Genomic DNA, 15,102 nt, shown 5'->3' with positions numbered 1-15,102 from the left:
ATGCTTAAATGTAAAATATTATCTTTGTGCATAATCCATTCTTATAATTAAAGGCTTTTATTTTACCCATCATATTTTTCTCAATAATAGTTTTTACCATATAAAGCCCTATACCTGTACCCTTACCTTCTTCTTTAGTAGTAAAATAGGGTTCAAATATTTTTTCTAATACCTCTTCTCTTATCCCATTTGCATTATCTGAAAAACTAATTATATATTTATTATTTTTAACTTGTGTTTTTATTATTATTTTTTTATTGTCAATTTCTTTTTCAACTAATGCATCTTTTGAATTGTTTAAAATATTTAATACTGCTTGCTCAAACTCATTTTTATATCCAAGTATTTTAAAACCATCAGCATCAAATTCTTTTTCTATTTGAATTTCATTATTTGAAAAACTAGCCTTTACTAAAGAAATTGCTTCTTCAATTGAGGTTTGTAAATCAAAATCAGTTTTTAATTTATTTGGTTTTACAAAATCCCTAAAATCATCTATAGTTTTTGACATATTACTTGTTAAAAGATTAGCTTTATTAACTGATTTATCTAAATAATCTTTATTTAAATCATCCATTTCATACGCAAACTTTATATTTTGAATAACTAAACTCAATGCATTTAAAGGTTGTCTCCATTGGTGAGCAATATTAGAAATCATTTCGCCCATTGAAGCTAATTTTGATTGATGAATCAATAATTGCTCCTGTTCTCTTTGCTTTTTTATCTCTTCTTTTACTCTACTCTCTAAAGATTTATTTAAATCTTTATATTCATTTAAAACTCTTTCAAGCTTAGATGCCATTTCATTAAATGAATTTTCAAGTTTTCCAATTTCATCGTTTGAAGTAACTTCAATTCGATAAGAAAAATCATTGTTTGAAAACATTTTTGTTCCAAGCAATAAGTTTTCAATTTTCTTACTTATATATGAAGATAAATATAAAGCAACTATTATTACAAGTAAAATCATAATAATAGTAACAAATGTCAATTCGTTTATTAAAGAGTCAATAAACTTAATAATTTCAAATTCATTCTCTTTTACAACTTTTTCCATGCTATTTGTTTGCTTAACTAATATTTCTTCAATACTCTTTTTTGTTTGATTAGCTGCTTCATGGAATTCATTTACATTAGCCCCAATTGTTACAAATCCAAAGCCTCTTTTAGTATCTTTGTATTGTCCTGTATAGTATGGAATTGATGCAGCTGTAGTTAGTTTCCAAACATTACTCCAATAAATTAAAAAAGAGCCATATCCTCCATCTTCTGTCAATTGCATCCAACCTGTACACTGAGGAGCAAAATTTAAATATCTACAATCTAATCCTACATTTCCATCGTATAGTAATTGTTTAATATTAGGTTTATTTTTCAATGACTGCTTATTAAAACTTGGATATTGTCCTAAAAATTCATTAAACTCTTTTTTAGATTCTTGAAGTTCATTTTCCAGATCTTTGCTTAACCATGGTTTCTCATATTCTCCTGTTTGTTTATCAAAACCAACTATAAAATAATCTCTTGGATGGGAAATATTTCTTCCTTTATTATCCCACATAAAAGCATAGTTTCCAACACTTGCATCAGCTATGTCTTGCACTGCTTGATTAGATGTAGGATTTACTGTATCTGTAAACTGCATAATATGCTCATGATCTAAAGCTAAAGACAAATAAGCAACTTTTTTACTGTTTTCATAAATAGGTGTAATAAATCTAACAATACCTTCAAAGCTTTTTCCTAAAGGATTTTCTTTTCCAGCATAGGCATGTTTACTTGGGTCAAAATCTAAATTCTGCTTATTTGCTTTTTCTTTTGTAAAAGTACCTATAACATTACTCTTTACGTATTCTCCAATTACATTTGAAACATAAATTTCACCTTTATTTAATGAATGAATTTCTTTAAAATAGTTTTCAGAGTTTATATAGGTATTATATTTTTTTGAAACATCAAGTAGGTTTTGATTAATTGAAGAGACTTTATATTTTTCAACTCCATTTAAATCAAATAAAGAGATTTCTTTATAAATAGGTATTTGTTTTTTATTTAATTCTTTTAAATTTGTATAATTAAATTCTCTTGTATTATCTTCTAGAATATTTTCTATTTTAGATATTTTTTCTTTACTTTTACTTTTTTTTATCCAAGTATTTGATTTATCATCATAAATATATTCACCATGACTAATTATATATCTATTTTTACTTTCATAAAACTTTTGCAATATATCTTGACTTATAGGTAATTTTGATAAAAAAATTAAATCTTCATCTCTTTGGTATAAAAACTGAGCAATCTTTTGTGATATTTCTAGGGATAACCTTTCTAAAGAGAGTTGAGACTTTTTATCTAAATTCTTAATACTATCATCAATAGACTGATCTGCTGTTTGCATAATAATTTCTTTACTTTGAGAAAAAACATAATCTGTACTATTTTTAAGATATGCATCCAATTTTAATGCACCATTATATGCTATATATGATATTAATAATAAGGGAATTATTTTTATTAAAATAAAGATTACAATTAATTTAATTTTTATACTAAAACTATTCATTTATTTTTAACTCTTGATTTGATGTGCTAATTATTTGCTCTAAGTATAATAAACTTTCATTATCTAATGTATTCTTTTTTAAAATTTCTTTTGCAAGGGAATTGATTTTATTTAGTTTTATTTCATTTAGATTATTAAAGATAAAAACACTTTTATTTATTGTCTCAAAATGTTTATAGCTTACAATAAATTGTTTATTAAAATAGTCTTTGAAACTAGGATTTTTAAAAGATATAACATGTTGTTCTTTAGAACTATTTTTTATATACTCAATCCAATTAACATTTTCATCTTTTAGTTCTTCTATCTCAAAAAGATCTTCACAACTTTTAATTTGACTTTGAAATGATTGAATATCATTACAAGCTAATAAATCTAAAAAATAATCATTTGCATGTTCAATTTTTTCACTATGCATAATAAACATAAATGTCGGATTTGAATTTAAGATAAATTCAATATACTCATCATAATATTCTAAATGTTTTTTTGTTTTTAGATTTAATGACTTTTGAATTACAGCAAACATCTCTTTTATATTTATTGGCTTTAATATATATTTATCTATACCTAACTCAATTGCTCTTAAAATATAGTTTCCTTCACTAAAAGCAGTTGTTAAAGCGATAGGAGTGGATGGACTAATTTTAAGTATTTCTTCACTCATTGTAAGACCATTCATAATAGGCATTTGAACATCAGTTATAACCATATCGGGTTTATGTTCTTTAAATAACTCTAAACCCTCTTTTCCATTTTTTGCAACATAAAATTTATTTATATATTTACGAAAGAAAAAAGAGACTTCATCTGAGGTCATAGAATCATCTTCTACATATAATATACTTATATTATTAAACAGCTTCTTATCAATCTTTTCTATTTTAGTCTTCATATTTCTCTTTTATTTCTAAAAATTCATCCAAGTTACTCATAAATAATTCAATAAGTTCTGGGTCAAAATGCTTTCCTTTTTGCTCATCAAAAAGACTTAAAATATCTTTTAAAGGCCAAGCTTGCTTATAGACTCTTTTACTCCCTAGTGCATCAAAAACATCTGCAATGGCTGTAATTCTACCAAATATATGAATAGCATCACCCTTTAGTCCATTTGGATAACCTGTACCATCCCATTTTTCATGGTGAGTTAATGAAATAATTGCTGCTGCTTGTAAAATCGGTCTAGAGGAACTCTTTAAAATATTATAGCCTAATGAAGAATGTGTTCTCATTATATCCCACTCATTATCATCTAGTTTATCTGGCTTGTTTAAAATACTATCGGGAATTCCAATTTTTCCTATATCATGCATAGGTGATGCTGTATAAATTCTATTTATATCATTTTCACTTAAACCTGATTTTTTAGCTAATAGTTTTGAATATAAAGCTACTCGTTTCACATGATTACCTGTTTCTTTGCTTCTAGTTTCTCCAACCTCTCCAAGTCTATATATTAATTCTCGTTGAGTATCTTCCAACTCTTTATGAAGGTTTTCAATTTTTGTAATATCATGTCTTATCCCCATATACTCATAAATATCACCATCATTATTCTTAAGAGGTATTACATATGTATTGCAATGGAAATTTTTACCATCTTTTCCAATATTTGAAACTTTTCCTTTCCATGTTTTACCCTCGGCTAAAGTATCGAACATTTCATTTATAAAATTCTCATACTCTCTATTGCTAATGTCGGGGCTTTTTAAAATAGTATAATCTTTACCTTCTAAATCACTTTTTTCATATTTACTTACTCTACAAAAAGCATCATTTACTGATTTTATCTTTCTATTTTTATCAATTTTTATAATCATATTGGAATTATCAATTGCTTCTTGGTAAGTTTTTGCAATACTTATTGATTCTTTTAAACTCTTTGTTGTTTTGTAGTTCTCATTTTGAAAGTACTCTTTAGAACGTTCAAGCTCTGTTATATCGTTTCTTAAAGCTATAAATTCTTGAATATTCCCATCTAAATCTAAAATAGGTTTTATAATAGTATCAACTATATAATAATCACCATTTTTCTTTTTATTTTTAATTTTTCCTGTCCAAACTTTTTTATTTAAAATAGTTTTCCATAAGTCAGCAAAAAGTTCATCACTTGTGTCTTCATGCCTAATAATATTATGAGATTTACCTAAAATCTCATCTCTAGAAAACCCAGAAATTTCTTCAAATGGCTTGTTAGCATAAATGATCTTTCCATTAATATCTGCCTTTGAAACTATAGTTTTTTCATCAACAACACTTTTATACTGTTCAAAAGTATTGATTAGTTCTTGATTTTTATTCTTTAGATATAAGTCATTTGCACTATCAACCATACTATTCAATAATTTCATCAAATCAAGGGGTTTTGTAAGATAACTCTTCAGATTTAAATTAATAGCGTCAAGTAAGTAATCACTATCATTAAATGCCGTAATTACAATTATTCTAGCATCTTTATTTATACTTTTTATTTGCTCACTCATTTTAATACCATCAAGTCTTGGCATTTGAATATCTGTGATAATTAAATCAACATTATTTTCTTTATAAAGTTCTAATCCTTCTTGTCCATCACAAGCCACAATTAGCTTTTTAACTCGTCGCTCTAAAAAAAATATTATTTCTTCTCTTATTTTTTCATCATCTTCAACATACAAAACAACAAGTTCTTTTAGATACTCTAACTGTTTTTTTATCTCACTCATTTCTCCCCTTTAAATAAAGGAATACTAATTGTAAAAGTAGCTCCATCATCTTCATTTTTAACTTCTAATTTCCCATCCATATTTTGTTCAACTATTATTTTAGACATATAAAGACCTATTCCTGTCCCTTTGCCCTCTTCTTTAGTAGTAAAGTATGGATTGAATATTTTTTCAATAATATCTTCTGGAACACCGCCAGCATTATCATGAATAATTACTCTTCCAAACTTTTCATCTTGATCTAAAGTTATGCTTACAATACCATCACTTATTTTATTTTCAACAATTGCATCTTTTGCATTGTTTAATACATTAAGAATTGTTTGAGAGAACTCATTATCAAATCCATATACATCAATATCAACAAAATCTTTATGCATTATATTTATTTCATGATGACTAAATGCAGACTCAACTAAAGAGCTTGATTTTAAAACTAAATCTTTTAAATTAAATTGTAGCTTCTCTTTTGTTGGCTTAAAAAAGTTTCTAAAATCATCAATAGTTTTTGACATACTTTTTGTTAAAGTATTAACCTTATCAATTGATCTTTGCATAAATTCATCATCAAGCTCATCCATCTGATAAGAAAACTGAATATTTTGCATTACTAAACCTAAAGCATTTAAAGGCTGTCTCCATTGATGTGCAATATTTCCAATCATCTCACCCATAGCTGCAAGCTTTGATTGTTGTATTAAAATTTGCTCTTGTTCTTTTTGTTTAGAAATCTCCTCTTTTACCCTATCTTCCAAAGTATCATTTAAAGCTCTTAACTCTTTTGTTCTCTCATAAACTCTTAGTTCTAGTTCGTCATGAGATTTTTTTAATTTATATTGTGATAATTCAAGGTTATCAACCATGTTATTAAAACTTTTTGTCAATCTTCCAATTTCATCTGAAGAGTTAATTTCTGCTCTTTTACTTAAATCCCCATTTGAAATATTTTCTGATATAGCCTCTAATTTTACAATTGGTCTACTAACCATCTTTGCAATAAAAAAAGAAGCGAAAAATGCAACTACAACCATGGTAATTGCTAAATAAAAAAACTGTGTATACATAGTATCAAGCTTGCTATAATATTCATCAAGAGATAATTCTAAATCAATCCATCCCCATTTAATACCAGAAAGTATAATGGGATATCTATAAAAATAAGCAGCCTTTTGTGCATACTTAGAATAAGTAATTTTTGATTCTTCTTCAAAGTTATAGTCTTTATTTATTGTAGTTTCAACACTCCATTTGGACTTAGTTATAACTAAGCTATTTCCATTTTTTCTAGTGATTGAAAAAGAGTGTAGATTCTTAGAAGTTTGAATATAATTATAAGAGAATTCTAATAACTTAATTTCATCATCAATTATCATATAATCGGTGTTAACATATGTAATAGATGAGGCAATGCTTTTAGCTTGTGATTTAAGGTTATCTAAAATTGATTGTTTTTGAAGTTCTACTGCTTTGTATGAAAATACTGCTAAAACAGTAAATATAGAAATAAAAATAAGTAAAAATACTTTTGTTATAATACTATTCATTCATATCTCTTTTTTAAAATATCATACTCTTTATAATAATTTTCAAGTTCTATCAAAGACTCTTCTTTTACTTTAAAAATTGACTCAAACTTTAAAAGATCAATAACCTGACTACTTCCTTTTAAATCTCTTAAATTAGCACTTAATTCAAAAAAAGCATCAATTGATCTTTTGTCTGCATATTTTGAGAAAAAACCAATAAAAGGAAGATGATTTTCTTTTGTTTCATCAATTATTTTAATTTTATTTTTAATTGATGGATTTAATTCCACCATTGTATCCCAAGTTTTTTTAGTAACAACAGCTAAATCTCTTTTTTTAAAAAATACATTTAAAAGTGCAGTTGATTCTTTTAGAACAGGATGAATTTCAGAAAATATATTTTTATAAGAAGTTCTAAAAGTCTGTAAAGATTTTTTATCTATCCATATATTTCCAACTGTGTCATTTGAAGTGATACTTATGGATTTTCCTTTAATATCATTGAAATTATTGATTTTACTATTTTTTGAACTAATCAAATAGTATTTTATATATCTATCTTTACTCATAGCAATAGACCAAAAGTCTATTGCATCCTTATCAATTTTTTCTCTATTTATAAAATAGTAAGGCAGATTTAAAACTATCATATCAACTCTATGATCAACAAAGTCTTTGTATAATGTGTTATTACTATCATAAAACTTTAAAGATAAATCACCACCATACGATGATGCTATATCTTCAAGCCAAACTTTCATAGCAACCCTTGCATCTTTAAATCTATTTAATATAGTTCCAGTTTGTAAGAAACCAAACGTTGAACTAAATTCATATTTTTTTTCATTTGCATTTAAATTTATATTTAACAATAAAATAGTTAAAAATATTTTGAAAATTAATTTCATAGTTTTTCCAGCTTAATAAATTATATTATTTGTTACATTATAGCAGATATTATAGTAAATAAAAAGTAAGCATTTGCTTACTTTTTATAAAAAAAGAATTTAGTTATTTATTTTCATCTTTATTTTCAGATGTTTCAGTTTTTGTATCTTTTGTAGTTTCATTTTCTTTTGAATCTTCATCATTCTTAGTTTCAGCTTCATCAGATTCTTTATTGTCTTTGATTGGTGCTGAGTGTAAATCTTCTTCTTCAAAAACCACACCACCATTTTCTTTAATAATTTCTCTTACTCTCTCACCTGAAATAACTTCTATTTCAAGTAATTCAGCAGTCATTTGCTCAATTGCTTCTTTATGATTTCTTAATGACTCAAGAACTGCATCATATCTTTCATTCAATAAGTTTTTCACATGCTCATCAAGACTTTTTGCCATATCATCAGAGAAGTCTTTTTGAGTTTGTCCACCTAAGAACTGATTTTGTCTTTTTTCTAAAACCATAAGTCCAGCAACATCACTCATACCATAAACAGATGCCATAGATTTAATAATATCAGTAGCTCTTTCAAGGTCATTACCTGCACCAGTTGAAATTTCATTGATAAATACTTCTTCAGCAGCTCTACCACCTAATAGTGTATCTACTTCTGCAATTAATTCATGTTTTTGCATTAAGTATTTATTCTCTTCTGGAGTATTTAAAGTATAACCTAAAGCTGCTAAACCTCTTGGCACAATAGAAACTTTATTTACTTTCTTAGCACCTTTTGTAATCTCAGCAATTAAAGCATGACCAGATTCATGATAAGCTACAATTTCTCTTTCTTTTGGAGAAATTCTTCTTGATTTCTTTTCTAAACCAGCAATTTGTCTTTCAACTGCTTCTTTAAAATCACTTGGGTCAACTTGTTCTTTTTTAGCACGACCTGCTAAAAGTGCAGCTTCATTGATAATATTTGCTAAGTCTGCACCTGCAAGTCCTGCAGTCATTTTTGCAACTTCTTTTAAATCTACATTTTTACCAAGTTTTACTTCTTTGATATGTACTTTAAGAATTTCAATTCTACCTTCATAATCAGGCTTATCTACAAGTACTTGTCTATCAAATCTTCCTGGTCTTAATAATGCTGGATCTAAAACTTCTGGTCTATTTGTAGCAGCTAATACAATAACAGGTGCTGCTTCTGTTGAGAAACCATCCATTTCAGCTAATAACTGGTTTAATGTTTGCTCTCTCTCATCATTTCCACCCATAGGTCCACCACTAGCTCTACTTTTACCAATTGCGTCAATCTCATCAATAAAGATAATTGCAGGAGCTGATTTTTTAGCTTGTTCAAATAAATCTCTCACTCTTGAAGCACCAACACCTACAAACATTTCGATAAATGCAGAACCAGAAACAGATAAGAACTCAACATCAGCTTCACCAGCAACAGCTTTTGCAAGTAATGTTTTACCAGTACCTGGAGGTCCTACTAATAAAACACCTTTTGGAATCTGAGCTCCAAGTTTTACATATCTTTCAGGATCAGATAAGAAATCAACAACTTCTTGAACTTCTTCTTTTGCTTCTTTATTTCCAGCCATATCTTCAAATTTTACTTTTGGTTTTTCTGAATTAATCATCTTTTTAGATGAACCAATTCCAAGAAGGCCACCACCTCCTCCTCCACCCATTGATTTTTGCATTCTTTTTGCAATAAACATCCAAATAGCAAAGAAAATAAAAATAGGTAAAACCCATCCAAATAAAATATCAGCTAAGACATTCTCTTCATTTACTCCACCATATGCAATTCCATTTTTTTCTAAACTAGGAATTAAAGTATCATCAGGAATAACTCTTCTTGCTGTATAAGTAATAACTTGATTACCATTTTTTGAAACTGCTTTTACTTGTGTATTACCAATTCCAACATATTCAATTTTACCAGTTGTAATTAATTGCTTTAAATCAGAGTATGGAACAGTTTTGTTTTGAGACTGTCCAAATGCTGCAACTTGTGAATTTGAAGAACCACTCATTTGATCTTCAGGGAATATTGCTTTGAAAGCAAAAATTGTAACTATTGAAAAAATTACAAATACTAATAATGGATTATTATTAAAAAAGTTGTTGTTATCTCCACCATTATTGTTATTTTGAGGTTTATTATTCATAAACTATGACTCCTTATTTTTGTATACTATTGTAACCCATTCATTTTTATGGATTAATTCAATTTCTTCTAAATCTTTAAATCTATTTTGAACTCTAGCAAGGTGCTTATCTAAAATACCTGAAATAATTAAAATACCTTTTTCATTTAAACATTTTTTTAAGTCACCTGCAATCATACTTAAAACATCTGCAACAATATTTGCTATTACTACATCATATTTTGACTTTGCATTATTTGCAGAACCAATCCATGAGGATTTAAAACTAACATTATTTAGTTCAAAGTTTGATTTTGTATCTTTAATACATACTTCATCAGTATCACAAATATCAACTATACAATCTTTTTTAGCAGCAGCAACAGCTAAAATACCACTTCCTGTTCCCACATCTAAGATAGTTTGTTTACTTTGTACATACTTATCAATAGCTTCGATACAAGAAGATGTAGTTTCATGGTGACCTGATCCAAACGATAAAGCAGGGTCAATTATAATATCTATTTTGTCATCTTTTTTCTCTTCCCATGAAGGTCTTACAAAATAGTTACCAATTTCAACTGATTTAACTGATTCTTGATACTGTTTAATCCAATCAATATTTTCTTTTTCTAAACATATAGTTTCACATTTGATTTCTAAAGCTTGTGCAAACTTTAAAATCCCCTCTTCAACATCACTTAAATCTTCTTCACTTCTAGCTATTAAAGTGCCATCAAGCTCTTCAATAGCATCATTAGTTAAAGAACTAAGTAAGTCTAAAAAAAGTTCATAATTTTTTTCTGGTTTTATTGTTAATTCATAATAATTATCAGACAAATATATCCTTTGTACTTTATACGATTTAGATTATCTTGCGTATAAATAGGATATTTTATCTAAATAATTTTTTGAATATAATTAAGAGTACTAAAAGAAGTTCTCTATCATATCTCTCATTACATTTTTATCTGAAACTCGATTAATGATATCTCTGAATTCATGGGCTCCATTGTAACCTTTTGAATAAGAGTGTAAAAGTTTTCTAAACATTAAAGCTCCATGCTCTCCATGGAATTCTAACACTGAATCAAAGTGTTCTAATATAATTTCTTTTTTCTTTTCTTCTGATATATCTTCAATACCATGTTTTAACTGATAGAAAATCCAAGGTTTTCCAATAGCACCTCGACCTATCATTACGCCATTGGCCTTAGTATATTCTAAAACCTCTTTTGCTTTATCATAGTCTTTTATATCACCATTAGCAATAACAGGAATAGAAACAGCTTCTACCATTGCTTTAATTGCATCGTAATCAACAGGTGCTTTATATTTGCCTGCTCTTGTTCTACCATGAACCGCTAAATAATCAACGCCACAAGCTTCTACTGCTTTTGCAATATCAACTGGGATTTTATCATTTACACCAATTCTTACTTTTGCAGTTGTATACTCTTTCTTAGAATATCTTTTAACTGTCGAAAGTATCTCTTCTAGTTTTTTTAAATCCCCTAGAAGATTTGAACCAGAACCATGATTAAAAACTTTTGGAGCTGGACAACCACAGTTTAAATCAATACCATCAATACCATCAATATCATTAAGTATTTCAACCGCATCTCTTACAAGTTCAGGTTTATTACCTGCTATTTGGACAATATAAGGATCTTCACTTGGTGATTTTTCAATCATTCTTAATGTTTTCTCAGACTTATATACTAAAGCGTTTGAAGAGATCATTTCAGAAATTGTAATATCAGCACCAAACTTCTTAACTACTGACCTAAAAGGTAAATCTGTATATCCTGCTAGTGGCGCTAATACCACTAGAGGTTTGTTAAAATCAATTTTTTTCATTATTTATAAGAAATAGACTCTAAATCGTAGTGCTTACCAGCGTCTTTTAACTCTAATAAGGCTTTAAATGCAGTGAATTCATCATCAGCAGTTGGTGCGATAATGTCTCTAATTTTATCAATCATTTCATACTCAAATAAAACATGTAAGTACGCAGGTGTTGCTTCATCTAGTTCTGATGAAAGCTTTTCAAATAATGCAATAATTTGATCTGGCTGTAAAATAGACTCATAGTTCTTAGCTAAAGACATATAATCTTCATTAGTGTAATCTAAATCTTTTACAATTTTTAAAATCTCTTCACTTGTAAATCCAAACTCATTATTAGCAGCATCTTTTTCAAAAAGCCTTCTTGCTAAATGCTTATCTAACTTGATGTTTTTATAGATTTTTTTAATAGTAGTCATACTTTTATCTTCAAGTACTTTTTCAAAAGCAGCTTTTACTACATTTTCTGAATAATTTTCACTTTTCTTAACAACATCTACAGCAAAATCAGCTTGTTCATTTACCTTGTTTATTAAGTTTCTATTTGTAATAGATGAAACTTCACTAAATTTAAGATTTTTATCTACAATATGTTTACCAGCATTTATATCTTGAATAGCTGCTACTACATTATTTAATTCTTCATCTTTAGATGAGAAAGTTTTATCTTTTACACTTAATTGGAATTGATTAAGAATATTAGATAGGTTTTTGAAACCTTTTGTTTTAAATCTTTTATTAAAATTTGTTTCTAATAAATTAGACTTAATCATATTTATCATTGTTTCATGATCTTTATCTATAGCTCTTTGCTTAAAAATATTCAGTAAACCATAAAATACTATATGTCCTATTGTTGCAATAAATAATAGTATTAATGGTACTATTATCCAAACAGCAACTGGTAAAGCAAGTGAAATATCAAGTACAGTTACTTTATAATTTCCTAACTCTAAACTAAATACATAACCGTATATTGCTATGATAAATATTACAGAAAAAACAACATATTTCTTAAAACCCATCTTTAATCCTTTTTACTATTTTTCTACTTCGTAAATCTCTCTACAAGGTGTACAAAACTTCGCGAATGGTTTTGCTCTTAATCTCCCAATGGCAATTGATTCATCACACATTTCACAAACACCATAAGTTCCCTTTTGAATTCTCTTTATTGCATCTTCAATCTCTTCAAGTTCTTTAACTTGCTGGTTCGCTATTATACCTTCTTTAAAACTATCACTAGAAACTTCTGCATAATCAAACTCATCATTACACTCAGAATTTTTTAAAGAGTTGATACTTTCTCTACTCTCGTTAATATTATTTATAATTAACTCTTTTCTTTCAAGTAAAGTTTGCTTTAATTCTTCAATCTGTTTTGCGTTTGCCACTTTTTATACCCTTATTTTTAAATTTTGAAATTATACAAAAATTCATATAACATATAAATTATTTGTGGTATGGATGATTATGATTTATGCTCAATGCTCTAAAAATTTGTTCCCCTAAAACAACATTTGCGACTTTATGTGCCATTGTCAAATCACTTAGGGATATTATACTATCACATTTCTTTAGAAACTCTCTTTGGAAGCCATATGCACCACCAATAAAGAAATTTATTTCATTTTTACCCTCTAAAAGTTTAGCAAAAGAAAATGAGTCTACTTTTTTGCCTAATACATCTAAAGCAATATTATGACCTTTTAGTAATGGTTCATAAACATCACTATAAGCTTGTTGGGCTTCTTTTTCACCAATATTTTGAGCCTTTGCAATAGTCTTATTAAAGATATAATGTAATTCAACCTTTGCATACTTTGAAGACATTTTATTAAATTCACTTACTAATTTATCAAATTCATCTTTTGAAGGTTTAGCAATAGTATATATATTTATTTTTTGCAAATCATACCTTTATGTTGAATAAATAGCAGAACCAACTACATTAAATCTAATATTTTCTATTTTATCTTCAACTTTAACACCACCAATAGCACAAACAGGGTGTTTTGAGATTTTTGCTAAATAGGAAATCTTATCTCCTAAAAGAGTTGATACATCTTTTGTACTTGTACTTCTATATGCCCCTAAACCTATCATATCAAGGTCTAAGTCATTTGCTTCTAGGATCTCTATCTCATTATGTGTAGATAAACCTAAAAGTTTTTTTCCTATTTTTTTTCTAATTAGTTTTGTTGCAATTTTTTTATCATTATGGATTTTATCAAAATCCTCTTGACCTAAATGTAAACCATCTGCAAACTCTATTAGATCTATCTTATCATTAATAATAATTGGAATATTAAGATTTTCTTTCAGATAGAAAAGATTCTCTTTTTGAATAGAGTTAGAAGATATTTTATCTCTGTATTGAACTACTTTAACGTCTAGTTTTTTGCAAATTTTTACAAATTTTTCAAGATTTAAAGATTTTTTTTGAAGTGTTTCGAAATCACACAAAATATATAGAAGGTTCGAGGCTTTAAGTTCAAAACCTAAAGCCTCTTCAAAGTTACTCATCATTAGTTAGCAATTTTCTCTTTTTTAAACATACTTAGTAAATCAGTTAATGTTTTTTTCATTTCACTTCTATTTACTACCATATCAATTGAACCTTTTTCTAGTAAAAATTCAGCTCTTTGGAAACCTTCAGGTAAATCAGCACCAATTGTTTGCTTAATAACTCTTTGCCCTGCAAAACCAATTAAAGCACCAGGCTCTGCCATAATGATATCACCTAAGAATGCAAATGATGCAGAAACACCACCCATTGTAGGGTCTGTTAAGATTGATATATAAGGAAGCTTAGCATGATCTAATCTTTTTAATGCAGCTGATGTTTTAGCCATTTGCATTAAAGCAAAAGTTGATTCTTGCATTCTAGCACCACCTGATGCTGAAACAATAATTAAACCTTGATGCTTTTCAATTGCTCTATCAACTGCTCTTACAATTTTTTCACCCTCAACAGAACCTAATGAACCACCCATAAATGAAAAATCAAATACAACAACTTGTACTGGGATTTCATTTATAGTAGCTTCACCACTTACAACAGAAGAAGTTCTTCCAGTTTTCTTTTCAGCTTGTTCTACTCTTTTTTTATAAGAAGTTTTATCTACAAACTTTAAAGGATCATTTGGTTTTAAATCTGCGTCATACTCAACAAAACTATCTTTATCAGTTAGTATTTCAATTCTTCTTTTTGCTCCAACTCTCATATGAAAGTTACATTTGGGACAAATGTTATCTTGATTTTCTACCTCTTTAAAAAACATTAAAGAATTACACTCAGGACACTTAACCCAGTGACTTGGTGCATCTTTTTTAGTAGGTTGCTCTTTTGAACTACTATCAAAAGAAATTTTGCTAAATAAATTCTTTAAATCCATATTAACCC

At 27.6% G+C, this 15,102-nt stretch carries 13 protein-coding genes; all 13 read right to left on the bottom strand.

Annotated elements, in window-relative coordinates:
- Positions 1-4: 4 nt before the first annotated feature.
- Complete coding sequence (locus tag NJU99_RS03085) at positions 5-2,569, bottom strand: sensor histidine kinase (RefSeq protein ID WP_254577276.1); 2,565 nt, start codon at positions 2,567-2,569, stop codon at positions 5-7.
- Complete coding sequence (locus NJU99_RS03080) at positions 2,562-3,464, bottom strand: response regulator transcription factor (RefSeq protein WP_254577275.1); 903 nt, start codon at positions 3,462-3,464, stop codon at positions 2,562-2,564. The genes NJU99_RS03085 and NJU99_RS03080 overlap by 8 nt, the downstream gene beginning before the upstream one ends.
- Positions 3,454-5,274 carry an HD domain-containing phosphohydrolase gene (locus NJU99_RS03075; RefSeq protein WP_254577274.1) on the bottom strand — a complete coding sequence of 607 codons (1,821 nt, stop codon included), beginning with the start codon at positions 5,272-5,274 and terminating at the stop codon, positions 3,454-3,456. The genes NJU99_RS03080 and NJU99_RS03075 overlap by 11 nt, the downstream gene beginning before the upstream one ends.
- Positions 5,271-6,818 (bottom strand): HAMP domain-containing sensor histidine kinase, encoded by a 1,548-nt coding sequence (locus NJU99_RS03070; RefSeq protein ID WP_254577273.1) that lies wholly within the window; start codon positions 6,816-6,818, stop codon positions 5,271-5,273. Before NJU99_RS03070 ends, NJU99_RS03075 begins: the two co-directional genes overlap by 4 nt.
- Positions 6,815-7,708: a PhnD/SsuA/transferrin family substrate-binding protein gene (locus tag NJU99_RS03065; protein WP_254577272.1), complete on the bottom strand. Its 894-nt coding sequence runs from the start codon at positions 7,706-7,708 to the stop codon at positions 6,815-6,817. The genes NJU99_RS03070 and NJU99_RS03065 overlap by 4 nt, the downstream gene beginning before the upstream one ends.
- Before the next feature lie 103 nt (positions 7,709-7,811).
- The gene (ftsH, locus tag NJU99_RS03060) at positions 7,812-9,869 is read right to left on the bottom strand and encodes an ATP-dependent zinc metalloprotease FtsH (RefSeq protein WP_254577271.1); all 2,058 of its coding nucleotides are present in this window, start codon (positions 9,867-9,869) and stop codon (positions 7,812-7,814) included.
- Between the two features lie 3 nt (positions 9,870-9,872).
- On the bottom strand, positions 9,873-10,688 hold the full coding sequence (locus tag NJU99_RS03055; RefSeq protein WP_254577270.1) for a 50S ribosomal protein L11 methyltransferase: 816 nt from the start codon (positions 10,686-10,688) through the stop codon (positions 9,873-9,875).
- 90 nt (positions 10,689-10,778) lie between these two features.
- Positions 10,779-11,708 carry a tRNA dihydrouridine synthase gene (locus NJU99_RS03050; RefSeq protein WP_254577269.1) on the bottom strand — a complete coding sequence of 310 codons (930 nt, stop codon included), beginning with the start codon at positions 11,706-11,708 and terminating at the stop codon, positions 10,779-10,781.
- Positions 11,708-12,721 (bottom strand): hypothetical protein, encoded by a 1,014-nt coding sequence (locus NJU99_RS03045; RefSeq protein ID WP_254577268.1) that lies wholly within the window; start codon positions 12,719-12,721, stop codon positions 11,708-11,710. The genes NJU99_RS03050 and NJU99_RS03045 overlap by 1 nt, the downstream gene beginning before the upstream one ends.
- 15 nt (positions 12,722-12,736) lie before the next feature.
- On the bottom strand, positions 12,737-13,090 hold the full coding sequence (dksA, locus tag NJU99_RS03040; RefSeq protein WP_254577267.1) for an RNA polymerase-binding protein DksA: 354 nt from the start codon (positions 13,088-13,090) through the stop codon (positions 12,737-12,739).
- A 58-nt stretch (positions 13,091-13,148) separates the two neighbouring features.
- Positions 13,149-13,607, bottom strand: coding sequence for a 23S rRNA (pseudouridine(1915)-N(3))-methyltransferase RlmH (locus tag NJU99_RS03035; RefSeq protein ID WP_254577266.1), 459 nt, complete (start codon positions 13,605-13,607; stop codon positions 13,149-13,151).
- A gap of 9 nt (positions 13,608-13,616) precedes the next feature.
- Complete coding sequence (locus tag NJU99_RS03030) at positions 13,617-14,225, bottom strand: thiamine phosphate synthase (RefSeq protein WP_254577265.1); 609 nt, start codon at positions 14,223-14,225, stop codon at positions 13,617-13,619.
- Positions 14,225-15,094 (bottom strand): acetyl-CoA carboxylase, carboxyltransferase subunit beta, encoded by an 870-nt coding sequence (gene accD / locus NJU99_RS03025; protein WP_254577264.1) that lies wholly within the window; start codon positions 15,092-15,094, stop codon positions 14,225-14,227. The genes NJU99_RS03030 and accD overlap by 1 nt, the downstream gene beginning before the upstream one ends.
- Positions 15,095-15,102: the final 8 nt, after the last annotated feature.

Source organism: Arcobacter roscoffensis (genome assembly GCF_024267655.1).
In the GTDB taxonomy this organism is placed as follows: Bacteria; Campylobacterota; Campylobacteria; order Campylobacterales; family Arcobacteraceae; genus Arcobacter_B; species Arcobacter_B roscoffensis.
The sequence above is the reverse complement of the archived record's forward strand: the minus strand, read 5'-3'. Positions and strand labels throughout refer to the sequence as shown.

Bases quoted from the DNA above. Each gene is read 5' to 3' on its own strand.
- NJU99_RS03085 (WP_254577276.1), bottom strand. From the start codon at position 2,569: ATGAATAGTTTTAGTATAAAAATTAAATTAATTGTAATCTTTATTTTA.
- NJU99_RS03080 (WP_254577275.1), bottom strand. From the start codon at position 3,464: ATGAAGACTAAAATAGAAAAGATTGATAAGAAGCTGTTTAATAATATA.
- NJU99_RS03075 (WP_254577274.1), bottom strand. From the start codon at position 5,274: ATGAGTGAGATAAAAAAACAGTTAGAGTATCTAAAAGAACTTGTTGTT.
- NJU99_RS03070 (WP_254577273.1), bottom strand. From the start codon at position 6,818: ATGAATAGTATTATAACAAAAGTATTTTTACTTATTTTTATTTCTATA.
- NJU99_RS03065 (WP_254577272.1), bottom strand. From the start codon at position 7,708: ATGAAATTAATTTTCAAAATATTTTTAACTATTTTATTGTTAAATATA.
- ftsH (WP_254577271.1), bottom strand. From the start codon at position 9,869: ATGAATAATAAACCTCAAAATAACAATAATGGTGGAGATAACAACAAC.
- NJU99_RS03050 (WP_254577269.1), bottom strand. From the start codon at position 11,708: ATGAAAAAAATTGATTTTAACAAACCTCTAGTGGTATTAGCGCCACTA.
- NJU99_RS03045 (WP_254577268.1), bottom strand. From the start codon at position 12,721: ATGGGTTTTAAGAAATATGTTGTTTTTTCTGTAATATTTATCATAGCA.
- NJU99_RS03030 (WP_254577265.1), bottom strand. From the start codon at position 14,225: ATGATGAGTAACTTTGAAGAGGCTTTAGGTTTTGAACTTAAAGCCTCG.
- accD (WP_254577264.1), bottom strand. From the start codon at position 15,094: ATGGATTTAAAGAATTTATTTAGCAAAATTTCTTTTGATAGTAGTTCA.